General features: G+C 68.0%; 25 protein-coding genes. 11 read left to right on the forward strand and 14 right to left on the reverse strand.

Annotated elements, in window-relative coordinates:
- Nucleotides 1-40 precede the first annotated feature (40 nt).
- From HWX39_RS00525 to HWX39_RS00560, 8 genes are all read left to right on the forward strand, one after another.
- Nucleotides 41-424 (forward strand): DUF6232 family protein, encoded by a 384-nt coding sequence (locus HWX39_RS00525; protein WP_175965085.1) that lies wholly within the window; start codon nt 41-43, stop codon nt 422-424.
- 198 nt (nt 425-622) lie between these two features.
- On the forward strand, nt 623-850 hold the full coding sequence (locus tag HWX39_RS00530) for a hypothetical protein (RefSeq protein WP_175965086.1): 228 nt from the start codon (nt 623-625) through the stop codon (nt 848-850).
- A 238-nt stretch (nt 851-1,088) separates the two neighbouring features.
- A complete protein-coding gene (locus tag HWX39_RS00535; protein ID WP_175965087.1) occupies nt 1,089-3,356 on the forward strand; it encodes a TonB-dependent hemoglobin/transferrin/lactoferrin family receptor in 2,268 nt (755 codons plus the stop codon).
- A 50-nt stretch (nt 3,357-3,406) separates the two neighbouring features.
- The gene (locus tag HWX39_RS00540; RefSeq protein WP_175965088.1) at nt 3,407-4,498 is read left to right on the forward strand and encodes a ChuX/HutX family heme-like substrate-binding protein; all 1,092 of its coding nucleotides are present in this window, start codon (nt 3,407-3,409) and stop codon (nt 4,496-4,498) included.
- The gene (locus tag HWX39_RS00545; protein ID WP_175965089.1) at nt 4,495-5,412 is read left to right on the forward strand and encodes a helical backbone metal receptor; all 918 of its coding nucleotides are present in this window, start codon (nt 4,495-4,497) and stop codon (nt 5,410-5,412) included. The genes HWX39_RS00540 and HWX39_RS00545 overlap by 4 nt, the downstream gene beginning before the upstream one ends.
- 15 nt (nt 5,413-5,427) lie before the next feature.
- Entirely contained in the window at nt 5,428-6,516 is a 1,089-nt protein-coding gene (locus HWX39_RS00550) for an iron ABC transporter permease (protein WP_175965090.1), read from the forward strand.
- A gap of 19 nt (nt 6,517-6,535) precedes the next feature.
- Complete coding sequence (locus tag HWX39_RS00555) at nt 6,536-7,357, forward strand: heme ABC transporter ATP-binding protein (RefSeq protein WP_175965091.1); 822 nt, start codon at nt 6,536-6,538, stop codon at nt 7,355-7,357.
- A 136-nt stretch (nt 7,358-7,493) separates the two neighbouring features.
- On the forward strand, nt 7,494-7,880 hold the full coding sequence (locus HWX39_RS00560) for a VOC family protein (RefSeq protein WP_175965092.1): 387 nt from the start codon (nt 7,494-7,496) through the stop codon (nt 7,878-7,880).
- Between the two features lie 86 nt (nt 7,881-7,966).
- Here HWX39_RS00560 and HWX39_RS00565 read toward each other — a convergent pair whose 3' ends face one another.
- Together HWX39_RS00565 and HWX39_RS00570 are read right to left on the reverse strand one after the other, a co-directional pair.
- Nucleotides 7,967-8,578, reverse strand: coding sequence for a trimeric intracellular cation channel family protein (locus tag HWX39_RS00565; protein ID WP_175965093.1), 612 nt, complete (start codon nt 8,576-8,578; stop codon nt 7,967-7,969).
- Between the two features lie 8 nt (nt 8,579-8,586).
- Nucleotides 8,587-10,710: a PBP1A family penicillin-binding protein gene (locus HWX39_RS00570; protein ID WP_175965094.1), complete on the reverse strand. Its 2,124-nt coding sequence runs from the start codon at nt 10,708-10,710 to the stop codon at nt 8,587-8,589.
- A gap of 239 nt (nt 10,711-10,949) precedes the next feature.
- Between HWX39_RS00570 and HWX39_RS00575 the strand changes: the two genes are divergently transcribed.
- Nucleotides 10,950-11,744, forward strand: a complete 795-nt coding sequence (locus HWX39_RS00575; RefSeq protein WP_175965095.1) for an aminoglycoside phosphotransferase family protein — start codon at nt 10,950-10,952, stop codon at nt 11,742-11,744.
- 315 nt (nt 11,745-12,059) lie between these two features.
- Here HWX39_RS00575 and HWX39_RS00580 read toward each other — a convergent pair whose 3' ends face one another.
- Entirely contained in the window at nt 12,060-12,956 is an 897-nt protein-coding gene (locus HWX39_RS00580) for an AraC family transcriptional regulator (protein ID WP_175965096.1), read from the reverse strand.
- A gap of 73 nt (nt 12,957-13,029) precedes the next feature.
- Between HWX39_RS00580 and HWX39_RS00585 the strand changes: the two genes are divergently transcribed.
- Nucleotides 13,030-13,527: a hypothetical protein gene (locus HWX39_RS00585; protein WP_175965097.1), complete on the forward strand. Its 498-nt coding sequence runs from the start codon at nt 13,030-13,032 to the stop codon at nt 13,525-13,527.
- A 509-nt stretch (nt 13,528-14,036) separates the two neighbouring features.
- Here the strand turns inward: HWX39_RS00585 and HWX39_RS00590 are convergent.
- The 5 genes from HWX39_RS00590 to HWX39_RS00610 form a co-directional block, all read right to left on the reverse strand.
- A complete protein-coding gene (locus HWX39_RS00590; RefSeq protein WP_039349877.1) occupies nt 14,037-14,873 on the reverse strand; it encodes a bifunctional allantoicase/(S)-ureidoglycine aminohydrolase in 837 nt (278 codons plus the stop codon).
- A gap of 875 nt (nt 14,874-15,748) precedes the next feature.
- Nucleotides 15,749-16,186, reverse strand: a complete 438-nt coding sequence (locus HWX39_RS00595; protein ID WP_174942025.1) for a hypothetical protein — start codon at nt 16,184-16,186, stop codon at nt 15,749-15,751.
- 378 nt (nt 16,187-16,564) lie between these two features.
- On the reverse strand, nt 16,565-17,224 hold the full coding sequence (locus HWX39_RS00600) for an isoprenylcysteine carboxylmethyltransferase family protein (RefSeq protein ID WP_175965098.1): 660 nt from the start codon (nt 17,222-17,224) through the stop codon (nt 16,565-16,567).
- 163 nt (nt 17,225-17,387) lie between these two features.
- Nucleotides 17,388-17,552, reverse strand: a complete 165-nt coding sequence (locus HWX39_RS00605; protein WP_011353821.1) for a hypothetical protein — start codon at nt 17,550-17,552, stop codon at nt 17,388-17,390.
- Nucleotides 17,553-17,806: 254 nt separating this feature from the next.
- Nucleotides 17,807-18,226 (reverse strand): HIT domain-containing protein, encoded by a 420-nt coding sequence (locus HWX39_RS00610; protein ID WP_043181059.1) that lies wholly within the window; start codon nt 18,224-18,226, stop codon nt 17,807-17,809.
- 262 nt (nt 18,227-18,488) lie between these two features.
- On the opposite strand from HWX39_RS00610, the gene HWX39_RS00615 reads away from it, so the two are divergent.
- Nucleotides 18,489-19,913, forward strand: coding sequence for a serine hydrolase (locus HWX39_RS00615; protein ID WP_175965099.1), 1,425 nt, complete (start codon nt 18,489-18,491; stop codon nt 19,911-19,913).
- Between the two features lie 89 nt (nt 19,914-20,002).
- Here HWX39_RS00615 and HWX39_RS00620 read toward each other — a convergent pair whose 3' ends face one another.
- The 6 genes from HWX39_RS00620 to HWX39_RS00645 form a co-directional block, all read right to left on the reverse strand.
- Nucleotides 20,003-20,626 (reverse strand): glutathione S-transferase, encoded by a 624-nt coding sequence (locus HWX39_RS00620; RefSeq protein ID WP_175965100.1) that lies wholly within the window; start codon nt 20,624-20,626, stop codon nt 20,003-20,005.
- A 72-nt stretch (nt 20,627-20,698) separates the two neighbouring features.
- Nucleotides 20,699-22,198: a TIGR01777 family oxidoreductase gene (locus HWX39_RS00625; RefSeq protein WP_175965101.1), complete on the reverse strand. Its 1,500-nt coding sequence runs from the start codon at nt 22,196-22,198 to the stop codon at nt 20,699-20,701.
- Complete coding sequence (locus HWX39_RS00630) at nt 22,195-23,067, reverse strand: DUF393 domain-containing protein (RefSeq protein ID WP_175965102.1); 873 nt, start codon at nt 23,065-23,067, stop codon at nt 22,195-22,197. Before HWX39_RS00630 ends, HWX39_RS00625 begins: the two co-directional genes overlap by 4 nt.
- A 100-nt stretch (nt 23,068-23,167) precedes the next feature.
- Nucleotides 23,168-23,638 (reverse strand): DUF2269 domain-containing protein, encoded by a 471-nt coding sequence (locus tag HWX39_RS00635; protein WP_175965103.1) that lies wholly within the window; start codon nt 23,636-23,638, stop codon nt 23,168-23,170.
- A complete protein-coding gene (locus HWX39_RS00640) occupies nt 23,635-24,942 on the reverse strand; it encodes an SDR family oxidoreductase (RefSeq protein ID WP_175965104.1) in 1,308 nt (435 codons plus the stop codon). Before HWX39_RS00640 ends, HWX39_RS00635 begins: the two co-directional genes overlap by 4 nt.
- Before the next feature lie 88 nt (nt 24,943-25,030).
- The gene (locus tag HWX39_RS00645) at nt 25,031-25,564 is read right to left on the reverse strand and encodes a MarR family transcriptional regulator (protein WP_175966017.1); all 534 of its coding nucleotides are present in this window, start codon (nt 25,562-25,564) and stop codon (nt 25,031-25,033) included.
- Nucleotides 25,565-25,630 lie beyond the last annotated feature (66 nt).

Here is a 25,630-nt window from a genome sequence, read left to right on the forward strand (position 1 = left end):
AAACCTGCTACGCTGCGCGTTTTCGTCCACGCAACACACGATGGAAAACGCATTCAACGAACGTGGCGTGATGATCACGCGCAACGGCCTGTCGGCCGCCGGTCAGGTATTCGCACTGCGTGACATCCGCCAGGTCGATGTCGTCAAGATTCCGAAGAACCGCCTCGTGCCGTCGCTGATCTCGCTGATCGGCGTGGCCGCCGCCGTCGCAGGCGGCATCGCCGGATCAAGCGCCGTGCTCGTCGTCGGCGTGATGCTCGCCGTCGTCGGCTATCTGGCGTGGACCACGCAGGATGTCACGTACCGCCTGATGGTCGAGATGCCCGACGGCAAGCGCGAAGCGCTGTCGAGCGTCGACGTCGAGTTCGTCGAACGCGTCGCACAGGTCGTGCGCGATGCGCAGGCCGCAACGACGGCCGGCTGATTCCGTTCGCCCTCCCCTGCACGCTTCGAAACGCTGCGCCCGGCTGTGCGCAGCGCGTTTCGCGTCGCGCAACGGCGCAGCCGATTACCTCTTCGAATCGCGTTCCGCCCCCCTCGCCAACACCGCGCCTGCGCTGCATACGCTGACCGCCTAGTATGGAAAGAGCGGCTCGCCGCCGCATCGTCCGAGGAGGCCAGCATGAACGTCCAGGCGCTGTCCGGCACGCTTCGCGCGCAGGAACTGCTGATCGTATCGATGATCCGCGCGCTTCCCCCTGACGCACGCCGTGTGCTCGTCGAGCTCTACACCGAACAGATCGCATTCGCCGAACAGGCCGGCCTCGAAGGCCACGGCGATCGCGCGACGCATGACGCGTTCATCACGCATGCTCGCAACCTGCTGATCCGCATCGAAGCGCTGGCCTGACACGCCAGCGCTTTTTCCCGAATTTCCCGCCACGGCTCGCCCGAGCCGCGCAGGTAAGCGCTCACCCACACGAGCCGCTTTCCGTTCTTGTATTGATAATAATTCTCATTTACACTGGTAAAGTTATCAGTATCCTTTCAATTCGCCGCTCGCCGCCTTCCGTGCGCGGGCGGGCCAGCCAGGTGAACGCGTCACCCAGCCAGCCTCCGGGCTTGTCATCATCAATGGGAGACCACCTGTGCATTGCTATACGCTGGCGCGGCGGCCGATCTGTGCCGCGCTGTTCGGCGCGTTCGGCCTGTCCGCCGCCTCGGCTCACGCCGATTCGACGCCGCAAGGCGCCACCCCGCCTTCCGCCATCCTCGTCGCCGCATCCACGCGCGGCGACCCGGCGCTGCTCGACCCCGTGACCGTCACGGCCAACCGCACCGCCACGGCCGCGAGCCGCACGGCGGCGTCCGTCTCGGTGATCACCGACGAGGATCTGGAGGAACAGCAGGCCACCAACATCAAGGACGCATTGCGCTACGAGCCGGGCGTCACCGTGCGCCGCACCGCGTACCGGCCCGGCAGCGCCGCGCTCGGCGGCGGCCGGGACGGCGATTCGAGCATCAACATCCGTGGCCTCGAAGGCAATCGCGTGCTGCTGATGGAGGACGGCATCCGCCTGCCGAACGCGTTTTCGTTCGGGCCGCTCGAAGCCGGGCGCGGCGACTACGCCGATCTCGACACGCTCAAGCGCATCGAGATCCTGCGCGGGCCGGCCTCGGCGCTCTACGGCAGCGACGGCCTGACCGGCGCGGTGAACTTCATCACGAAGGATCCGCGCGACCTGCTGTCGATCTACAACAAGCCCTACTACTTCTCGTTCCGGCCGAGCTACGACTCGGCCGATCGCAGCGTCGGCGCGACGGTATCGGCCGCGGGCGGCAACGATCGCGTGCAGGGAATGATCATCGCCGACGGCCGGCGCGGCCACGAAGTCGACACGCGCGGCAGCAACAACTCGGCGAGCACGCTGCGCACCACGTCGAACCCGCAGGACGTCTATTCGGAATCGCTGCTCGGCAAGCTCGTGCTGACGCCCACCACGCGCGACACGATCAAGTTCACCGCCGAAACGGTGCAGCGCCGCGTGAGCACCGACGTGCTGTCGGCGATCAGCCCGCCGACCACGCTCGGCCTCACGACCTACGACCGGCTCGAGCGCAACCGCTTCAGCGTCGGCTACGACTTCCGCGACGATGGATTCCGCTGGTTCCAGTCCGCGCACGTGCAGTTCTACTATCAGGACGCGAAGCAGGACCAGTATGCGTTCGAGACGCGCGGCAGGGCGGCTTCGCGTTCGCGCGACAACCAGTACAAGGAGCGCACGTTCGGCGGCTCCGCGTTCGCCGAAAGCGGCTTCGCGACCGGCCCGTTCGCGCACAAGCTGCTGTATGGCGTCGACGGCAGCGTGTCGCGCGTGACGAACCTGCGCGACGGCACGGTGCCGGGCGTCGGCGAAGCGTTCCCGAACAAGGCGTTCCCCGACACCGACTACACGCTGTTCGGCGCGTTCGTGCAAGACCAGATCGGCTACGGCCGCCTGCTCGTCACGCCGGGCCTGCGCTTCGACACGTACCGGCTGAGCCCGACCGAAAACGATCCGCTGTTCACCGGCAAGGCCGTGTCGACGAGCGCGAACGAACTGTCGCCGCGCGTCGCCGTGCTCTACGAGATCACGCCCGCGGTCATTCCGTACGTGCAGTACGCGCACGGCTTCCGCGCGCCGACGCCCGACCAGGTGAACAGCAGCTTCTCGAACCCGGTGCACGGCTACACGTCGATCGGCAATCCGAACCTGAAGCCCGAGACGAGCGATACGTTCGAAGCCGGCCTGCGCGGCAAGGCCGGCACCGGCTACGGCGTCGTGCGCTACAGCGCCGCCGCGTTCACGGGCCGCTACCGCAACTTCATCTCGCGCACGACGATCGCCGGCAGCGGCCGGCCAACCGACCCGTTCGTGTTCCAGTACGTGAACTTCGCCGACGCGCGCATTCACGGCCTCGAAGGCCGCGCCGAATGGGTGATGCCGAACGGCGTCACGCTGAAGACGGCGATGGCGTTCACGAAGGGTTCGACGCAGAACGATGGCGCGGCCAGCCAGCCGCTCAACACCGTCAACCCGTTCTCGGCCGTGTTCGGCGTGCGCTACGAGCCGACCGAGCGCTGGTACGTGCAGACCGACCTGCTGTTCCAGGCCGCGAAGCGCGGCAAGGACATCGACAAGTCCGACTGTTCGAACAAGGCGTGCTTCTCGCCGCCGTCGTCACTGGTCGTCGACCTGCGCGGCGGCTACCGCTTCAACAAGCACGTGAGCGCGACGATCGGCATCCGCAACCTGTTCGACCGCAAGTACTGGAACTGGTCGGACGTGCGCGGCATCGCGGCCGATTCGCAGGTGCTCGATGCCTATACGTCATCCGGACGCACGGTCGCCGTCAGCATGAAAGTGGATTTCTGATGCGCGCCGCCCGCGCTGCCTCCCCCAACCGTTACTTGAAGGAGTCCGACATGATGCAATCCGCCCTTCCCGGTCAACCGGCCACGCCGGCCCGCGCGGCCGCCGCGCTGCGCGACGCGTTCGTCAAGCTCAAGACCGAGCGCCAGCTGCGCAACCGCGACGCCGCGCAGGCGCTCGGTGTCAGCGAAGGCGAGGCGCTCGCCGCGTTCGTCGGCGAGCACGTCGTGCGGCTCGACGCGCGCTTTCCGGCGATGTTCGAGGAAATGCCGCGCCTCGGCCGCGTAATGGCGCTCACGCGCAACGACACGGCCGTCCACGAGAAAGATGGCGAATATGCGCAGATGAGCCATGACGGCCCCGTCGGCCTCGCGCTCGGCGATATCGACCTGCGCATCTTCTATCGCCACTGGGTGTCGGCGTTCGCCGTGCGCGACGAAACCGCGCACGGCCCGCTGAAGAGCCTGCAGTTCTTCGACGCGCAGGGCCATGCGATCCACAAGGTCTACCTGCGCGCGCACAGCGACCACGCCGCGTACGACGCGTTCGTCGAGCGCTGGCGTGCGCCGTCGCAGGAGCCGGGCCTCGAGGTCGCGCCCGCTGCGCCGAAAACACCCGAGCGCGCCGACACCGAGATCGATGTCGCGGGCTTTCGCGCCGCGTGGGACGCGATGACCGACACGCACCAGTTCTTCGGCATCACGCAGCGCTTCGGCGTGAGCCGCATGCAGGCGCTGCGCCTCGCCGATCCGCAATACGCGTATCCGGTCGAAACCGCGCATGCGCTGCGTCACGTGCTCCAGCAGGCGGCGCAAAGCGGCCAGCCGATCATGGTGTTCGTCGGCAACGCGGGAATGATCCAGATCCATACCGGCCCCGTCGCGAACGTGCGCGAGGTCGGCGCATGGATCAACGTGCTCGACCCGGGCTTCAACCTGCACGTGCGCGAGGACCTGATCGCCGCCGCGTGGGTCGTGAAGAAGCCGACGAGCGACGGCATCGTCACGTCGCTCGAGCTGTTCGACCGGCAGGGCGACCATGTCGCGCTGCTGTTCGGCGAACGCAAACCCGGCAAGGTGGAACGCGACGACTGGCGCGCGCTCGTCGCGACGCTGCCGGCCGCGGCACGCGGGGGCGCGCGGTGAGCGCGCGACCGTTCGATCCGCGCCGCCGCGCGGTGCTGGCGAGCGCGGCGGCCGGCGCGCTCGCGGGCGCGCTGCCCGGCAGCGTGCTCGCCCAGGGTGGGCAGGCCGCGCCGAAACGCGTGGTCGTGATCGGCGGCGCACTCGCGGAAACCGCGTTCGCGCTCGGCGGCGCCGAGACGCCGCGCTACCGGCTCGTCGGCGCCGACACGACCTGCACGTACCCCGACGCCGCAAAGCGGCTGCCGAAGGTCGGCTACCAGCGCGCGCTGTCGGCCGAAGGCCTGCTGTCGCTGCGGCCCGATCTCGTGCTCGCGTCGGCGGAGGCCGGCCCGCCCACCGCGATCGCACAGGTGAAAAGCGCCGGTGTCGCGGTGACCACGTTCGACGAACGCCACGACGTCGATTCGGTGCGCGCGAAGATCACGGGCGTCGCACAGGCGCTCGACGTGCGTGGCGCGGGCACCGCGCTGCTGCAGCGTTTCGACCGCGACTGGCAGGCCGCGCGCGATGCGGTCGCTGGCCGCGCGCCCGGCGGCGCGCAGCCGCCGCGTGTGCTGTTCGTGCTGAACCACACCGGCAACCAGGCGCTCGTCGCCGGCCAGCGTACGGCCGCCGACGCGATGATCCGCTACGCGGGCGCGCGCAATGCGATGCAGGGCTTCGATCACTACAAGCCGCTGACGACCGAGGCGCTGGCAGCCGCCGCGCCCGACGTCGTGCTGATCTCCGACGAAGGGCTCGCGGCCGTCGGCGGCCGCGCCGCGCTGCTCGCGACGCCCGGCTTCGGCGCGACGCCGGCCGGCCGCGCGCAACGCGTGGTATCGCTCGACGCGCTGTTCCTGCTCGGCTTCGGCCCGCGCCTGCCGCTCGCCGTCACGACCCTGCACCGACGCCTGTCGGATGCGCTCGCCTGATTCCGGAATGCCCCGATGCCCGCTCACGCTTCGCCTTTCCCCGCCTCGTCGCCCGCGTCGCGCTCCGGCGCCGCGTGCATCGGCACGTCGCGCCGCTTCGCGCCGTTCGCGCTGGTTGCGCTCGCCTGCCTCGTGTGCGCGATGTCCGTCGTCGCCCTGTGCATCGGTGCGTATCGCATTCCGCTCGCGCAAGCCTGGGCCGCGCTGACCGGCGATGCGGCCGCACAGCAGGCGCGCGCGGTGCTGTTCGACATCCGCGCGCCGCGCGTCGCGCTCGCGTTGCTGGTCGGCGGCGGCTTCGGCGCGACCGGCGCCGCGATGCAGGCGCTGTTCCGCAATCCGCTCGCCGATCCGGGGCTCGTCGGCGTGTCGAGCGGCGCCGCGCTCGGCGCGACGACGATGATCGTGCTCGGCCCCGCGCTCTTTGCCGCGCACGTGAACGCGGCCGCGTTGCCGGTTGCCGCATTCGCGGGCGCGCTCGCGGTCGCGGCGCTCGTCTACCGGCTCGCCGCATCGCGCGGCCGGCTCGCGCTGCCGCTGCTGCTGCTCGCCGGCATCGCGATCAACGCGCTGGTCGGCGCGGCGATCGGGCTCCTCACGTTCGTCGCCGATGATGCGCAATTGCGCTCGCTGACCTTCTGGAGCCTCGGCAGCCTCGGCGGCGCGCAATGGCCCGCGCTGGCAGCCGTCGCGCCGTGCGTCGCGATCGGCTGCCTGCTGCTCGCGCGCGAACGCGACGCGCTGAACGCGTTGCAACTCGGCGAAACCGAGGCGCTGCACCTCGGCGTGCCCGTGCAGCGGCTGAAGCGGCGCGTGCTCGTCGCGGTCGCGCTCGCGGTCGGCGCGCTGGTGTCGTGCGCGGGCATCATCGGCTTCATCGGGCTCGTCGCGCCGCATTGCGTGCGGCTCGCATGCGGCCCCGACCAACGCATCGTGCTGCCCGGCGCCGCGCTGCTCGGCGCGCTGCTGACGCTCGGCGCCGATCTCGCCGCGCGCACGGTTGCCGCGCCCGCGGAAATTCCGCTCGGCGTGCTGACCGCATTGCTCGGCGCACCGTTCTTTCTGGCGCTGCTGTGGAAGAGCCGCGGCGCGCTCGGCGGCTAACCATTTTCTCACGACGACCATGCTGACCGCCCATCACCTCGACGTTGCCCGTCGGCACAACGCGATCCTGCGCGACCTGTCGCTGTCGATCGAACCCGGCCGCGTGACCGCGCTGCTCGGCCGCAACGGCGCGGGCAAGAGTACGCTGCTGAAGACCTTTACCGGCGAACTCACCGGCGGCACCGCGCCGAACGGCGTGCGCGTGACCGGCGACATCACGCTGAACGGCGAACCGCTCGCGCGCATCGACGCGCCGCGACTTGCATGCCTGCGCGCGGTGCTGCCGCAGGCCGCGCAGCCTGCGTTTCCGTTCAGCGTCGACGAAATCGTGCTGCTCGGCCGTTATCCGCATGCACGGCGCAGCGGTGCAACGTCACGTCGCGATCGCGACATCGCTTGGTACGCGCTCGAACGCGCGGGGGCCGATGCACTCGTCGGCCGCGACGTCACGACGTTGTCGGGCGGCGAACTCGCGCGCGTGCAGTTCGCCCGTGTGCTCGCGCAGCTGTGGCCGGACGACGAAGCGACGGACAGCGGCCCGCGCTACCTGCTGCTCGACGAGCCGACCGCCGCGCTCGATCTCTCGCATCAGCACCGCCTGCTCGACACCGTACGCGCCGTCGCACGCGAATGGCAGCTCGGCGTGCTCGCGATCGTGCACGATCCGAACCTCGCCGCGCGGCATGCCGATACGATCGCGATGCTCGCCGACGGCACGATCGTCGCGCACGGCACGCCGCGCGACGTGATGACGCCGGCGCATATCGCGCGGTGCTACGGATTCGCGGTGAAGATGGTGGAGACCGGCGACGGTGCGCCGCCGGTGATGGTGCCCGCTTAGCGCGGGCGCCGGCGCGGGCACGGACGCGTGTCGCATGTCGCATGAGCATTGCGCCGCGCGATGTCACGCTTGATCGATAGCAACGACTTTCACAACACATCATTCGCGCCTCGCACATCCCTTCAAGGAGGCCCACATGCCGCTTCCCATGACCCGCATCATCCTGTACGTCCAGGACGTCGCGTTGCTCAAGACGTTTTACCAACGGTATTTCGATCTGCCCGTCGTCGAGGAAATCGAACACGAGTGGGTCGTGCTCGGTGCCGGCGCCATCGAGCTCGCGCTGCATCTCGCCGGCCCGGCGTTCCGCCACGCGGTGCAGACTCATGCGGAAGCGCGTGCGGCAGCCAGCCACGTGAAATTCGTGTTCTCGATCGGCCAGGACATCGGCGCGCATCGCGAGCGGCTGGCCGGCAACGGCGTGACGGTGCGAGATCTCAAGCGCTATGACGGGTTTGCGTACACGATGTACGACGGCATCGATCCGGAAGGCAACGTCTTCCAGGTGATGCAGGCAGACTGACGTTCGCTCCGGCCTGGGCGTTCACCGGTGCGCCGTGGCCGGCTTGATCCGTGCCCGCGCGCCGAGCGGGCGGCACGCCCTCCCGTTCAATGCCCGACGTCCGCCGCGCCGAACGTCCGCATCTTCCAGCCGAGCCGCACGGCGAGCATCCGCATCGTGAAGCCCGCCGCGAGCGCGACCACCGTCGCGACCCCGGCATCGATGCCAAGGTGCTGCATCCCGACATACAGCGCACCCGTCACGAACGCGACGCTCGCGTACAACTCCTCGCGCAGGATCAGCGGCATCTCGTTGCACAGCAGGTCGCGCAGCATCCCGCCGCACGCGCCTGTGATCGCGCCGGCCAGCACGACGATGATCGGCGCGGTGCCCGTCGACGCGCCGATGTCGCAGCCGATGATCGTAAAAGCCGCGAGGCCGATCGCGTCGACGGTGACGAACAGCGTCTTCATTCGCGCGACATGCCGTGCGACCCACGACGCGACGGTCGCCGCGACGAGCGTGATCACCAGGTACTCGGGATGCGCGATCCAGCCGAGCGGATAGTGGCCGAGCAGCACGTCGCGCACGGTGCCGCCGCCGAGCGCCGTCACCGCGCCGACGAGCGCGAGCCCGAAGCGATCCATCCCGCGGCGCATGCCCATCAGCGCCCCCGACATCGCTTCCGCGACGATTGCAATCAGATAAAGCGTATGCATGATGCGCGTCAGTCATCCGTCCGGAACAGGTCGAGCACACGTTCGCGCTCGGCCGCGTCGACCGCGGCAGGCATCGGCTCGGCAAGCTTGCCGTTGTTGCCCGGCGCGTCGGACGTATCGGCCGCCGCCGCCGCCGCGCCGCACGCGAAGCGGCTGCGGATGTACGACGGCACGTCGGCCGTGCACGTGCCGCGCGTGTATTCGGCGTAGACGAAGTCGCCGTCGACGAGCGCGACGTCCTGCGGCGGGGTTGCCTCGACCGGCGTACGCCCGTCGACGGCCGTCTTCATGTAGTCGAGCCAGACCGGCAGCGCGAGCGATGCGCCGGTCGCACGCCCCATCGGGCGCGGCGTGTCGTAGCCGAGCCACGCGACCGCGACGATGCCCGACGAGTAGCCGGCGAACCAGACGTCCTTCGAGCCGTTCGACGTGCCCGTCTTGCCGGCCGCGTCGTCGCGGCGCAGCGCCAGCGCGCCGCGCGCGGTGCCGGCCTTCACGACGTCGCGCAGCATGCTGTCCATCACGAACGCGTTGCGCGCCGATACGACGCGCTCGCCCGCCGGCGCCGTCGCCTCGTACATCGCGCCGCCGTGACGCTGCTTCACCGACAGGATCAGGCGCGGCTCCATCCGCGTGCCGCCGTTCGCGAACACGCTGTACGCGCTCGCCAGTTCGAGCGGCGTCACGGCGCCCGCGCCGAGCGCGAGCGGCAGCGAGGCCGGATTGCGCTGCGCGTCGAAACCGAAGTGCACCGCATGTTGCTGCACGTAGCGCGCGTCGGTGGCCTGCATCAGGCTGACCGCAACGAGGTTCTTCGAGCGCATGAGCCCGCGTCGCACCGGAATGAAGCCCTCGTAGTTGTTGGCGAAATTGCGCGGGCGCCACGGCCGCGCGCCGGTTTCCTCATGGGTGAGCGTGCGCTGCGTATCGTCGACGAGCACGCCCGGGAAGTAGCCCTTTTCCAGCGCCGCCGAATAGACGAACGGCTTGAAGCTCGAGCCCGGCTGGCGATACGCCTGCAGCGCATGGTCGAACACGTTGCGGTTGAAATCCGCGCCGCCGACGAGCGCGAGCATGTCGCCCGTGGCCGCGTCGAGCGACACGAGTGCGCCTTCGAGCCCGTTGCGCGCATCGCGCTTCGCGCGCGGCTGGCGGCTCAGCGTGCGTTCGAGCGACGCTTCGGCCGCGCGCTGGTCGCGCATCGAGATCGTCGTCGTCACGTCGAGGCCGAGCGTGTAGGCGTCGTCGTGAAAACGCTCGACCATCATCCGGCGCGCGCGCTCGGCGACGTACGGCGCCGCGATGATCCCCGGCGGCGGCGTGGTCGCCAGCGCGATCGGCGCGTCGACGGCCGCGTGATACGTCGCGTCGTCGAGCTGGCCGAGCACATGCATGCGGCCGAGCACGTAGTTGCGCCGCGCGGTCGCGCGTGCCGGATTGACGACCGGGTTGAACGCGGACGGCGCCTTCGGCAGCCCCGCGAGCACGGCCGCCTCGCCCGCGCTCAGCGCGTCGAGCGGCTTGCCGAAATACACGTTCGCGGCCGCCGCGAAACCGTAGGCCCGCTCGCCCAGGTAGATCTCGTTCATGTACAGCTCGAGCAGCTTGTCCTTGCTGTATTCGCGTTCGAGCTTGGCCGCCATCAGGATCTCGGCGAGCTTGCGGCTCAGCACCTTGTCGCGCGTCAGGTAGAAGTTGCGCGCGACCTGCATCGTGATCGTGCTGCCGCCCTGCCCCGGCTGCCCCGTCACGACGTTCGCGAACGTCGCGCGCGCGAGGCCGCCGAAATCGACCGCGCCGTGCTGGTAGAACTTCGCGTCCTCGGCCGCGAGCAGCGCCTGCCGCATCAGCGACGGGATGCGTTCGAGCGGCACGAACTCGCGCCGCTCGACGCCGTATTCGGCCAGCAGGTCGCCGTCGCGCGAAAAGATCCGCAGCGGCAGCGCGGGACGATAGACGGCGAGGTGCTCGACGGACGGCAACTGCGTCCAGATGCGCTGGATCGTCCATGTGCCGATGCCCGCGCATGCGAGCGTCAGGCCGAGCAGCGCGCCCGCGAGCGTGCGCCACACGCGGCGACGGTGTGGCCGCGGCGCGGGTGGCGACGGCGGGGATGCGGTGTGGTCGGTCATGTCGGGCTCCTTCTTCGATGCTGTGACGGCCGCTGCGCGAGAGGCACCGACTGGTCACGAAAGGCGCGCATTGTCGAAGGGATGGCGCGAAACCGGAACATTCTTTAGCCAAAGTTTGGCTGGCTAAATTTTATTTAGGAAAGTGTGCCGGGGCTGCTCACGTGGCATCTGCGACCGCATGACGCACGTGTCGGGCGAACAATGCTGCGCGCGATCCGGTTCGCCTGTAGCATCACGTGATGTTCGATCGATACCTCGGCCTGTGGGGCCTCGTTCCCGACGGCGACCCGATCCTGACTGCGAGCGGCGGCCTGCTGCCCGTCGTCTGGCAATCGCGGCCGGCGATGCTGAAGGTCGCTACGTGCGATGAAGAACGTCGTGGCAATGCGCTGATGACCTGGTGGAACGGGCAAGGCGCCGCGCAGGTGTGGCGGCACGACGGCGATGCCGTCCTGCTCGAACGCGCGCAGCCGGCGCCCACGCTGGCCGGTTATTCGGCATCGGGGCACGACGATGATGCGATGCGCATTGCGTGTGACGTCGTCGCGCGGCTGCATGCGCATCGTGCTTCCGAGCCGCCGTCAGTCGTGCCGCTGCACGACGGGTTCCATGCGCTGTTGTCGGACGCCTCAGGCAGCGACGTACTGCACCGCTCCGCAACGGTCGCTCACCAGTTGCTGGCCGGGCCGCCCATCGACGAAGTCGTCCTGCACGGCGACATCCATCACGGCAACATCCTCCATTTCGGCGAACGCGGCTGGCTCGCGATCGACCCGAAAGGGCTGCGCGGCGATCGCGCGTTCGACTACGCGAACCTGTTCTGCAATCCCTCGCACGATATTGCGGCCGATCCCGTGCGCTTCGAGCGGCGTGTCGCGCTCGTGGCCGATGCAGCGGAGCTGGACCGCCGCCGGCTGCTGCAGTGGATTCTCGCGTGGTCGGGTTTGTCGGCGGTGTGGTTGATCGAGGACGGGCTGCTACCCGATACGCGTTTGCAGGTCGCTACGCTCGCGGCGACTGCGCTCGGCCTGTAGCAGTACGCGTCGCCAGCGAAAACAAGTTCGTCGCGAATTTACGAGGAACGTGGGGAAGACCGACCGCGGTCGGCCAGTTTGCGACATTCGACAACGCATCCTGGATGGGTGGCAATCCGCGTATCGGGGATCGGCACTTTCAACGGGATCGGGATGGAGGATCGGGTAGCGCTACAGCTGGCTGATGAGCCCGTCGTTCCGATCGCCGAGAGTCTCGCGATGACCGTAGCGGCATGAAAATGAGGCGATAGCGAAATCTGTTTTGCTGACAGATCGACGGAGCGAAGCGACCGCGTGGCGTCGTGAGCAGCGCCGTCATTCGGCGGGCGTGATGGATGGCTTCGCTTCTCGAGGTGCATGGCCGAAGCAGGCCTTGTAGGCACGACTGAAAGCGGCCTCCGACTCGTAACCAACCGACCTTCCAACCTCGCCCACGCGCGCGTCACCTTTCGCCAGCATGTCCCGGGCGACGCTCAAGCGCCATTCATTGCGGTAACGCAACGGAGACTTGCCGACGAGCGCATTGAAACGTTCGCAAAAGTTGGAGCGGGACATACCCGCGACGGCAGCCAGACCATCGATTGTCAAACCACGTGGCGACTGCTCATGGATGGCCTTCAAAGCGCGGGCAATACGCTTATCCGCCAATCCGCCCAACCAGTTCGATGCGTGACCATGATGAACCCAGGCACGCAACGCACGCACCACCACGAGATCGATCATGCGGGAGACCATCAAGGCGGATCCCGCCTCGTCATTGTCCGCCTCATGCAGAAGAAACTGCATGATGTTCGGCAGCCAGTCGCCTGTCTCCGCCTGGCGAAGGTGGATCATGACGGGTAGCGTCAGAAGCAGATCCGGCTGGCTCGCCGGATCAAACCAGAAGTGGCAGACGACCACATTCGCCGGTTGGTCCAGGGCGGAAATGCGCAGGCCGTCAGGTCCGCGCGGCAACAACAGCAGTTCGCCGGACCGAATCTCGGAAACGTCTGCCTCATCGCCGGCAATTTGCACCACGCCTTCCATGACTGCGTACGCGTGCGCCGCCCGCGCCGACATGTCCAACTGCGCGAATGGCTGCAGCATCGACGAAAAGACGCGGTCGCCTGTCATGCGCATACGCGCAAGAACCTGAGACAGGAGATCACCGTTAGCCAGACCAGCCAGCGCCCGATCCGGAAAAATGGTCAAGTTTTTCCCAGGTTCAGTCATGTCAATTCGGGTTTCGTGAGCCTAAAGTAAGCGTCGACCACCAACGAAATCACGCAAGACAAGGATTGAAACCATGTTTGGAATTTCGCCGCTCGGCTGGATACATACTCTCGGCAGTCTACCCGCGATCCCCATGGCCGTGTACATGTTCGCGCGTTACGGCAGGATCGTTCCACGGTCAGTTGCCGGGCGGGTGTACTTCGTTACCATGTTGATTGGTTCTCTGACCGTGTTCGCCATAGCGCATCAAGGTGTCAGCTACATCATCGGAGTCGGGGCCGTCGTGCTGTTACTGGCTGGGTATGGCGTTGCATATCTGCCTCTGCCCGGTCGAGCCGGTATCTACCTGGAAACCTTCTGCCTGACGTTGACAGCATTCGTGCTGATGGTTCCCACGGTTACCGAAACGTTGAAGCGTGTGCCCGACGGACATCCGCTGGTCAGCGATCCGAAGTCGCCACTGCTTCTCGGTGCCCAAGCCGCGCTCCTCGTCGCGCTCGTTCTGGGGCTGATCGCTCAAACGCTTTATCTTCGCAGGAAACCGCAGGCTACCCGTTCGGTGAAAATCTAGAGAAGGGATGAGAAGCGACGCTTCCGTTGCCGTGTGAATACGACAATAGCTATGTACTCCGGATTATATCGACCTGATATCGATCCGACTTCGGTGGGCTGATCGAAGCGGGTACAGAGTATCGAAAGAAGGTCGCACCACCAATTCGGATCGTGTGCGCTTCAAGGCAAGTCACCTCGTGCTCATTTCGCATCCGGTAGAGGCCGCGAACCTGATCCTCGATGCGACCGCCGGCCAGTGCAACGCAGGCGCTGTCAGCACGCTTGCGACGCGTCCAGCCCAGTGTTCGGTCCAGTCAACCGCTCGGTGCGAACGGAGCTGGGATCGGCGTACTTCGCCACGTCGACAGTGGTATTTGTCAGGCGAGCGCACGCTAAACGGCCGCTTCGGAGATCTACGCATGGCCGCTTCGAGTCGGCAAGCAACGTCCCCATAAACCCGCGAATATTCCCAAAAAAGCCCGCCGGCATCCACCGGCGGGCTTTCACATCCAACTGCCTGAACGACGCTTAACGCGCCGGGTTCAGCAACAGGTTCATGTGACGGTTCACGTCCTTGTACAGCAGGTAACGGAAACGGCCAGGGCCACCCGAATAGCACGCCTGCGGGCAGAACGCGCGCAGCCACATGAAGTCACCCGCTTCGACTTCGACCCAGTCCTGGTTCAGTCGATACACGGCCTTGCCTTCGAGCACATACAACCCGTGCTCCATCACGTGCGTTTCGGCGAACGGAATCACGCCGCCCGGCTCGAACGTCACGATGTTCACGTGCATGTCGTGGCGCATGTCGCTCATGTCGACGAAGCGCGTCGTCACCCAGGCTCCGTTGGTGCCCGGCATCGGGATCGGCTCGACGTCCTGCTCGTTGGTCACGAAAGCTTCCGGCAGCGGAATGCCGTCGACGGCCTGGTAATGCTTGCGCACCCAGTGGAAACGCACCGCGGCATCGCTGACGTTGTGCAGCGTCCAGTCCGCGCCCGGCGGAATGAACGCGTAGCCGCCCGGCTTCAGCACGTGCTTCGTGCCCTGCAGCGTCAGCTCGGCTTCACCTTCGACGACGAACAGCACGGCTTCGGCGTTCTTGTCCTGCTCGGGCTTGTCGCTGCCGCCGCCCGGGTTCACTTCGACGATGTACTGCGAGAAGGTTTCGGCGAAACCCGACAGCGGGCGGGCGATCACCCACAGGCGCGTGTTCGTCCAGAACGGCAGCCAGCTCGTGACGATGTCGCGCATCACACCCTTCGGGATCACCGCGTACGCCTCGGTGAACATCGCGCGATCGGTCAGCAGATCGGTCTGCGGCGGGTGGCCGCCATGCGGCGCGTAATACGTTGTCTTAGACATAGTGCATCCAGGCAATGGGTTGGTCCGGCCCCGGGCACCAACGACATCGGGCGGCACACGCACAGGGCACGCATGCGGCGGCGGGACGTCGTTGCCGGGCTGGCTTGAAGACGCATGCGCCTTCGTTCGGTGGGCCAGGCTTCGCGACGGGTTCGTCCGGTTCTTCGGACGCGGCGGCCCATGCTTGTGGGCCGGCGACCGGGCCGTGGCGCTCGCGACCATGCGGCGAGGCGCGGCCAGCGGCACGGTGCGATGCCATACGCGAGCATCGCCGACGATAGCGAAGTCGTTCGCAATCGACCAATTAAATGTTGCGATGGATTCCATTCGATTTCCCACTACCCACCGGCACCCGTGATGCGTGTTGAGGCCGCGTGGCGCGACGGTCTGGCTATCAGGGAAATCGTGACGGGCCGGGCAACGCGCACGTTCGCCGGGATGCAAGCGGTGCAAGCGGCGCAAGCGAATGACCGCTGCCATTCCGGTCGCGCACGCGGGTTGCGATACATCCGGTTACGCAGACTGGCGTGCGACGACGTGCGCACGGCACCAGGCAGCACCGCGCCAATCACGCGCCGTCGTCAAGCCGGAGAACGGGCCAACGGGCATCGAACGGAACGCGAATGGTGCCGACACTGCCTGGACGCATTCAGTCGCGAGAGTCGATGTCGTCGGAAAACGGGGAGAAGCAGCGAGGAGGGAAATTTGCCAGCCCGTCGATCGGGCATCGGGCTGCGGCCAAATCGGCCGGAATGGGTTCGCCGGTCTGGCCGGCGATGGCGGCCCGGCAGGCCGCCGGGCCGACTCTCGCGTCGGGTGCCGACGCCGTCGGCGCGCCGGTGCGCCGTTCGCGCACCGAGCCGCGCGAGCGGCGATCAGTCCCAGTCGCGGTGGTGACGGTGCTTGCGGTGGCGATAGCCGCGATCGCCGTGGTCGCGTTCGTACGAACTGCGCGACATGTTGCCGCCGAGCGCCGCGCCGGCGCCGCCGCCGACAGCCGCACCCAGCAGGCCGCCCGTGCGGCCGCCCATCGCGTTGCCCGCCGCGGTGCCTGCGCCGCCGCCGAGGGCGCCGCCGATGATCGCGCCGGTGCGCTCGCGACGGTTCGACGTCACCGCGCCACCCGCGCCGCCGCCAATGGCGCCGCCGATTACCGAGCCCGTGCTGCCGCCGAGCGCACCGCCGACCGCTGCGCCGGCTACCCCGCCGAGCGCGCCGCCAAGCGCGTTGTTCATGTCACCTGCCATGGCCGGCAGTGCAGTCGCGCCGGTCAACGCGGCGACGACGAGAGCGGGGGCGATTTTCTTCCACATTCCCGTATTCTTCCTTGTTCGCAATCTGGTTATTGAAGGTCCGCTCGGTACGACGATCTGAATCGATCGACGTCGGATCAGGCATTGTGCCGAACCGCGGACCAATTCATTTCAATGAGCTTGCGGCGAAGAATAGCACCGGTCCCACATCCTTGCCGTGGACATTCTGGTAACAAGTTGTTTACGAATAAGCGACGTCGAACGCACCCGACGGGATGCCCGCAAACCCGCGCCGGCATTGGCTTCGCGGAGGATCCGGCGCGGCTGGACGACAAGCCGGCCATGTGTGGCGTCGCACGTTTGCGACACACGTGGCAACACATCGGGAACGAATCGTGGGCGGGGCCCGAAACGACGGCGGGGAAGCAATGAAGGGGGTCAGTACACGCCGGGCAGCAGACGCCAGGTCCGCGCGCAATACGCGTCGTATTCGGCGCCGAATTGCGCACGCAGCAGCGCCTCCTCGGAGCGGATGCGCGCGACGAGCGGCACCATCGTCAGCACGACGAGCAGCACGCCGACGCCCGAGCGAAACGCCAGCGCCCAGCCGACCGAATTGACGAGCAGGCCGAGATAGCTCGGATTGCGGATGCGGCTGTAGATGCCGTCGGTCACGAGCGTATGGCCCGGCTGGATCGCGACGAGCCCGCTGAAGCGCTTGCCGAGCACGAATACGGGCCAGATGCGCAGCACGCCGCCCGCGATGTACAGCACGACACCGATCCAGCGCACCGCATCGCCGCCGAAGGTCCAGAAGTCGAGCCGGTCGGTCAGGGCAGGCAGGTACGCCAGCAGTAATCCGCTGATCCCGAACGCCGCGAGCACCCAGCGGTTGTCGCGGTTCTCGCGCTCGCCGCTGCTCAGGTTGCCTTCGGTGAACAGCGCGGCGATGGCCATCGCGAACGTCGCGACGACGACGACGGCCAGCGGCGGATGCGAGAAGAAGGCCGCGAACCCGCCGCTGCCGAGCACCGCGAGCCCGAGATAGACGAGCGTGGAGATGCCCGACAGGGCGGCGACCTTGCGGGTGACTGTCATGGCTGCCTCACCGGCATGCGGAATGCACTTTCCTGTGAAGTATAGGAACCGCGCGCACGCCGTGCAGCGCATCGCCGTCATGCGATACGCGAATCTCGCGCGAATCTCGCGCGCAACGCGTTGGCGCTGACCGATGCGGCCCGCGCCAACGCCCGGTGCCGGATCAGCGGATGCGGAAGTTGCCGCCGATCCCGACGCTGACGGGCGGCGCGTAATACGCCGGCGCATAGCCGTAGTAGGCGGGCGCGGGCGCGTAGCCGTACGGCGGCGCGACGTAGCAGCCGGACAGGCCGCCGATCAGGGCAAGCGTGATGAGAAGTCTGGTCATGGCTCGATTCCCGGCGCGAAAGACGAATGGCACCTCGCGAACGCCTGGCCGCCGCGAACGGCGGCGGCCGGCACGAAGCGGCGATCCGCCCTTCCTGTCGCTCGATGAAGCAATGCGCCGAGTCTAGCGCCGGGTTGGCCGGGCCGAGTTTCGCCGGCGGTTACACGTGTTACCTCGCATGACCGCTGAAACAGGCGATGGCGCGGCGGCCGGCCGGTGCGCCGGCCGTGCCGTCGCCCCGTGCAATCGACGCGTTACACGAAGCGCGCGCGAATGCGCTGCGCAAGCGCTTCGAGCGTCGCCGCGTCGGCGATCTCGCGCGCATGCATCCGCAACTCCGCGCCTTCCCAGCGCGGAATCACGTGGAAGTGCACGTGCGGCACCGTCTGGCCGGCTGCCGCGCCATTGAACTGGCCGATGAACACGCCGTCCGGCTCGAGCGCCGCGCGCACCGCCGCCGCGACGCGCTGCGTCATGCGAATGCCGGCCGCGGCGGCATCGCCGGACAACTCGAAGATCTGCGCGGCCGGCTCCTTCGGGATCACAAGCACGTGGCCGTCGGCCTGCGGCATCAGATCCATGATCGCGAGGGTCGCGTCATCTTCCGCGACTTTCACGCACGGCAGTTCGCCGCGCAGGATTTTGGCGAACGGGTTGTTGTTGTCGTAGGACATGGCGTTTTCCGATAACGGTTGGACTGGGAGAGTGGGAAAGCGATGCCGGACGATTATCGGCCGACGGCGGGACCGATGCCAACTCGTTCGCCGTGCGACGGTAGCCGAATCGTCGCGTGGGACGCGGAAGGCATGACGGGTCACGCACCGGCCGCCGCACGGTCGCCGTCGCGCGTCACGCCGCCGTGATTGCAACGCATCGCCCGAACCTGCGACACTGCCGGATCGCTGCCTGCCGGCATACCACCGAGGACGCTCGCGCATGACGATCCACTTCAAGAAGCTGATCCTGCGCGGCGTCGCGCTCGCCGTCGTCGCCGCGCTCGGCTACACGGGCACCATGCTGTCCCGGCTCGCGCCGATCGCAACCGGCTATGCGGCGAAGGCACTGTGTTCCGGCGTGTACGTGTCGGGCCGCCCGGCCGCGTCCGTGATCGACGTCGACATCATGGCCGGCGTGCATCCGCTGCTGAAGCTGGTGCGCCCTTCGATCGACCCCGACCATCATCGCGCGACGGCGACCTTCGCCGGCTTCGCCGAACGTGAAGCCGACTTTCGGCCCGGGCTCGGCTGCACGCTCGCGATCGGGCCGTCGCCCGGCGCGTTGCCGGCCGCGCTGCCGCCGCTCCCCGATCCGCTCCCCGATCCGCTCCCCGATCCGCCGCCCGCGCAGCCGGCACCGGCCACGCCGCCGGCCGGCATCGACGCGCAGAAGCTGCAGACCGCGCTCGACCGCGCATTCGACGAGCCCGATCCGGCGCGGCCGCGACGCACGCGCGCGGTCGTCGTGATGTGGCGCGGCCAGGTGATCGCCGAACGCTATGCGCCCGGCTTCACGGCCGACACGCCGCTGCTCGGCTGGTCGATGACGAAGACCGTGACGGCCGCGCTGGTCGGCGTGCTCGTCGCCCAGCACAAGCTGTCGGCCGATGCGTCGGCCCTGCTGCCCGAATGGCGCGACAGCGGCGATCCGCGCGCGGCCATCACGCTCGACGAACTGCTGCGGATGACGAGCGGCCTGCAATTCAACGAGAACTACGACGACGCGCTGTCCGACGTCGCGTTGATGCTGTACGAGCAGCCCGATACCGCGCGGTTTGCGTCGGCAAAGCCGCTCGTCGCGACACCCGGCGCGCGGTGGTCCTACTCGAGCGGCACGAGCGCGATCATCGCGCGCGTGATGCGCGAAGCATTAGGCGGCAGCGAGGACGACTACCTCGCGTTTCCGCGCCGCGCGCTGTTCGCGCCGCTCGGGATGCGCAGCGCGGTGTTCGAGCCCGATGCATCCGGCACGCTCGTCAGTCCGTCGTACATCTATGCGAGCGCACGCGACTGGGCGCGCTTCGGGCAGTTGCTGCTGCAAGACGGCGTATGGGACGGGCAACGGCTGCTGCCGGAAGGCTGGGTGCGCTACCTGACGCGCGCGACGCCGCAGTCCGAGCGACAGGAGTATGGCGCGCAGCTGTGGGTCAAGGTGCCGGAGCCGTTCAACGATCGCGATCCCCATGCGGTCGCGATGCCGGCCGACGCGTTTCATGCGGTCGGCCATGAAGGCCAGTTCGTGAGCGTGGTGCCGAGCCGGCAACTGGTGGTCGTGCGGCTCGGGCTGTCGCGGCCGGAATCCGCGTGGAATCACGAGGCGTTCCTCGCACGCGTGCTCGACGCGGTGCCCGCGCCCGGCGCATGACAATGGGCCCGCGGGCCCGTGCATGCCGTTCATGACGCGGACGCGGCGGCGATTGCCACGCCGCCGCGCCGCGCACGACCTGCGAGACATCACGGGTTCGCGCTGCCCGCGTATTTCCGGAAGCCTTCGCGCGTCGCGAGACGTTCGATATAGCGCGATACCGCCGGGAAATCCGGATGCTCGAACGGCGTGCCGAACCAGCGGTTCACCGACAGGCCGATCGGAATGTCCGCGAGCGTGAAGCTGTTGCCGGCCACGTACGCGCCGGTCGCTTCGAGCTGCGCGTTCAGCACCTGCATGTGCTTCGTCCAGCCCGCGATCGACTGCGCGATGCCGGCCGGATCCTGGTGATCGGGCGATTTCCGCACGAGGCCGAGGAACGCGCCCACCCACGAGCGGTTCAGGTCGGCACCCTGCCAGTCGATCCATTGATCGACCCGCGCGCGCGCCTGCGGCTCGGCCGGATACAGCGCGTCGTCGCCGTAGCGGTTCGCGAGATAGCGGATGATCGTGTTCGATTCCCAGAGCACGAAATCGTCGTCCTTGATGACGGGCACGAGACCGTTCGGATTCAGCGCGAGATACGCCGGGTCGTTGGTCGTGCGAAAGCCCGCGCCCCAGTCTTCCTGTTCGAACGGCAGATTCAGCTCGGTGCACAGCCATAGCACCTTGCGAACGTTGATGGACGGGATCTTGCCGAGGATGTGCAGCATGCAGTCTCCTTGTGAGGTCGGATGCGGAGCGCCCGGGACGCACGACACGTCGCGAACGCATTCACGCCGAATTTATACACGACCACGCGGCAAACGACAGGCCGTACGCGAAAAATCCGCATGCGGCCGATTCGTCAGGTCGCGCAGCGCATGCTCGGCCGTCGGGAACCGGAACATGAATCCGTCCTGATGCAGCCGCGCCGGCATCACGCGCTGCCCATCCAGCAGCAGCTCGGCCATCTCGCCCATCGCGATGCGCAGCGGCGCGGCCGGCACATGCAGCCAGGCCGGGCGGTGCAGCACCTTCGACACGACCTGCACGAACTCGCGCTGGGTCAACGGCGCGGGCGCGACCGCGTTGTAGACGCCGTGCATGCCCGGGTTCGCCATCGCCCGCGCGATGATCCGCAGCACGTCGTCCCGATGGATCCAGCTCATCACCTGTGTGCCGTCGCCAAATCGCCCGCCCATCCCGAAGTAATGCGGCAACAGCATCGGGCGCAGCGCGCCGCCGGGGCCGAACACGACGCCCAGTCGCAGCACCACCGGGCGAACGCCGTGGCGCGCGAGCGGCTGCGCGGACTGCTCCCACTGCCGGCACAGCTCGGACATGAAGCCGGTGCCGGCGTTGCTGCTTTCGTCCAGTCGCTCGTCGGCAGGACGCACGCCGTAGTAACCGATCGCCGATGCCTGGATCCACGTGCGCGGCTTGACCTCGGCGGTCTCGACCCAGCGCATCAGCGATTCCGTGACGCCAACCCGGCTGGCGAGCAGCACCGCCTGCCGGCGCTTGCTCCAGCGCGCCCCGAGCACCGGCGCGCCCGCGAGGTTGATGACCGTGTCGAAACGCTCGTGAGGCAGCAGTTGTTCGACGGACGCGACGCTGCGCACGCGGCCGTGAAACAGGTAGGCCGCGCGCAGCGGATCGCGCGCCAGCAACGTGACCGCATGCCCCGCATCGAGCAGCTGGTTCACGAGGGTTTCGCCGATGAAGCCGGTCCCGCCGGTCACGAGCACGTTCCCGGGCGGCTGCCCCGCGAACGGATTGGCGATCGGTGCGGAACGTGCGATCCGGCAGGCCGCCATCCCGTCGCGGATTCCCGATACCGTCACGCCGACGGCGAACAGGCTCAGCACCCGGCCTCGCCAGCCCGGATCGATCGCCTGCAGCGCGGTCGGCTCGTGCGCCCACGCAGCCAGTTGCATCGCGATCATGCCGAACAGCGCGCCGCCGTTGACGGCCAGCAGCGTATGCAACACGCGCTCGGTTGCGGGCAGCTTGCGGCTCTGATCCTCGACGACGAAATCCCACAGCGTCAGCACCACCTCGACGACGACCACCGCCGCGATTGCCGCGACCCACGCGCCGTGAAAAGCGACGTTCGCGATCGACGCGAACACGAGGCCGTAGAGCACGGAACGCACCGCGTGAATCGCCAGCTCGAGCCGCGCGCGCGGGCTGTGCGGGAGATCCTGCGTGAGTTCGTGGTGATAGAGCGTATCGAATGCGCCCATCGCGCCCTGCACGATCAGCAGGTTGAGCGCCCAGTCGAAAGCAGGCAAGGTGTTCATTCGGTGTCCCTCCTCCACAGCCAGACGAGCGGCGGCACCATCGCGACGAGTGCCGCCGCATCGATCGCCACGTGGCCCGATACATGGGCCTGCATTGAAAACAGCATGTCCTGCGGCGCCCAGATCGACAGGCCGGCCAGCAGCCATCCCCACACTTCGCGCCGGCGCAGACGGTTGCCGAGGTGGACGAGCGCCAGCATCCAGACCGACGCGCACTGCACCGTCGCGCCGATCAGCGACATCCACCAGATCTGCTGCGCCCGCGCCGGTTCGGGCGCCGCGCCCGCCCAGAAATGCAGCTCGACGGCGCGGTGATACGCGTCCAGCCATGGCGCGCCGGCCATCCACGGAACGGCCATGCCGACGAGCAGGTGTGCGATCGCCGCGCCATACATCCAGGTCACCACGATGCGTCGCGCCGCGTCACCCGCCGCACGATCCGCCGCGGGTTCGGCGGCACGGCCGCGACCGCTACCGCACGTCGCCCCGTCGCACGGCACGTCGGCGCGATAGCCGAGCCAGCGCGACACCGCATGCCGGTTGCGCGCGAAGCGGCGATACAGCGGCGCCAGCGCACCGCGCACGACCGGCGCGCGAAGCAGCCGGACGAGCCAGCGGCGCCCGGTCAGCGCATGGGCGGCCAGGATGCTGTCCACGCCGGTCAGCATGCGTCCGTCGGGCAGGCGCGCGTGCAGCTCGCGATTCAGCGCGGGCAGGTCGACGCCCAGCGGCGCGGGATCGAAACCCGGCTCGGCGATATCGACGAAAGCCAGCCGCCGGCGCGCGTCGCGGGCCCCGAGACGCCTGATCTCCGCAACGCATAACGGACATCGTCCGTCGAAGTACAGCACCAGTTCACTTGAGCTCATGATTCGCATTCCTTCTTTTTGTCTGTCGCATGCCTCATGAATCGATCGACTGCTTTCCGTCATGCCGCATCGCCGCTTCCGTGCAGCGGCGGCAGCGCGCTCACATCGGCTTGAGCACCATCAGGAAGTAGACGGTCAGCATCGCGAAGAACGCCGGATAGCCGAGCAGTTCCCAGCGCTTCGCATAGCGCCAGTACCGTTCCGGCAGTGCGGCCGCGCCGTGCGCATGGGCAAGCTTCGCCATCGCAGCCAGTTCAATCTGCAGCCACACGACCGGCAGCCAGCACGCGCCGGCGATCGCATACAGCACGATCGACGCGACGAGCCACGGCGTATGCCACGGCCAGCCGGCCGTGTGCGCGAGCCAGAGCCCCGATGCCGGCTGGAAGATCACGGCCGGCGTCGTGAACCACCAGTCCGCGCGCACCACGAGCCGCGACACGGCCGCGATCGCGGGCACCGAGCGCGTGCGGTTCGCGAAGAACAGGTAGAACGCGGTGCCGAACCCCGTGCCGACCAGCAGCACCGAGGAGAGGATGTGAAGCGCCTTGATGACGAGATAGGTATTCATGCTTGTTCTTCTTCTGAAAAAAGGATCAACAGGATCGCGAGAATCGGCACGTTCTTGAGCACGGGGCCGAACGGTTCGGCGAGCAGGCCCGGCATCGTGACCGCGATGACCGCCGAATACGCGACGATCAGCGCAGCTTGCGCGACCCACAGGCGGCGCGACGGCGCGACGACGGTTGCGATGCCGAACGCGAAGTCCAGCGCGCTGGCCGCGTAGAGCGCGATCAACGCAGGCAGCCCGGTCAGGTGCGCGGGCGCGAGCAGCGCGAGGCTCGCGCGCAGCGGATGGATGAACGCGCTGGCGATGGCCGTCCAGATCCACACGATCGCAAGCGCGCCGCGCAGCAGCGGACGACGCCACATCGCAAGCGCGTCGCGACGCAGCGCGGCCGATTCCGGGCCGATGAAACCGTCGATCCCGCGTGGCGGCCGGCCGAGCATCGCCGTGGCCGCTGCCGGATCGCCCGTGTTCCCGCTGCGCAGCATGGTCCACGTGTCACGCGTGAACATTGCCCCCGGCAGCGTGCCGAGCAGCACGGCCACCGCGCCGGCCAGCGGGCCCGGCAATGCGATGCGGACGGCCGGCGGAAACCCCAGCGCGGCGCGATAGCGGGCCAGCATCTCGCGGTATTCGATTTCGTCGGCGCCGACCACGTCGATCACCGCGCGGCCGGCCGCCGGCGCATCGACGCATCGCGCGACGACTTCGGCGAGATCGTCGACGTGCACGGGACGCAGCCTCTGATGGCCCCCCGCCGGCAGCACCTGCACCGGCAGGCTCGCGAGCATCCGGAACAGCCGCGCCGACGCGCCGGCCGTGCCATAGACGAGCGCGGGACGCACGATCCGGAAGTCGATCGGCAGCGTCTGCAGGAAGCGGTCGGCTGCGTACTTGCTCGCGAAGTAGCGCGTGTCGCCACGCTCGACGCCCAGCGCCGAGATCTGGATCACGCGCCGCACGCCGGCGCGGCAGCACGCGGTGAAGAGCGCACACGGCGCGGCGCGATGCACGGCGTCGAGCGTCGCGCCGCGCCGATCGGCGAGGATGCCGACCGCATTGATCACCACGTCGACGCCCTCGAGCCGCGCGAGCCACGTGTCCGGGTCGACGTCCTGCGCGAAGTCGATCCCGACATCGGACGGACCGAGCGCATGACGCACGCCGCGCAGCACTCGGTGGCCGCCGGCTTCGAGCTGCGCGCACAGCGCCCGCCCGATGAAGCCGTTCGCGCCGCACACGAAGACGGTCATGCTGCGCGCCCCGGTGCGGCCATGCGGGCGGCTCGATGGCAAGACAGCGTCCATTTTCATCCTCTATTTACAGTTATTTCTGTATAGACAGAAATAACAACCCCGAAAAAAGCGGGCTGGCTGCCCGCACTGCGCGTCCCGCTTACTTCGACGGCTTGCGCCGGACCGTCTGGCTGATCTTCGCGCCGATGCCGAGCGCCTTCATCAGCGTATCGGGCTTGAGCCGCAGCATCTCGTCCGACCAGGTCGTGAGCGTCTCGACGAACTGCAGCGTGTCGCGGATGCGCTGCTCGGTCTCGCGGCTCTCGTTCGCGATCTCCGGATTCGTCAGGCAATCGCGCAACACCGTGAGCGTCGGCTCGATCTCGCGCTGCCGCCGCCCTTCGACGATCAGCTTGAACAGTTCCCAGATGTCGGTCGACGTCTCGAAGTGATCGCGGCGATCGCCCAGCACATGCACGACCTTCGCCAGCCGCCACGCCTGCAACTCCTTCAGGCTCGTGCTGACGTTGGAGCGCGCCACGTTGAGCGTCTCCGCGATCTCGTCGGCCGCGATCGGCCGGCCGGCCAGATAGAGCAGCGCGTGGATCTGCGAGACGGTGCGGTTGACGCCCCACCGCGAGCCCATTTCGCCCCAGTGGAGAATGAATCGTTCGACAATCGGTGTGAGTTCCATGACGTGAAATTTAGGCATTTCAGTTATTTCTGTCAAGAGAGAAATAACCAAACGACCCGCCGGGTT

Source organism: Burkholderia sp. BCC0322 (genome assembly GCF_902833045.1).
Taxonomy (GTDB): Bacteria; Pseudomonadota; Gammaproteobacteria; order Burkholderiales; family Burkholderiaceae; genus Burkholderia.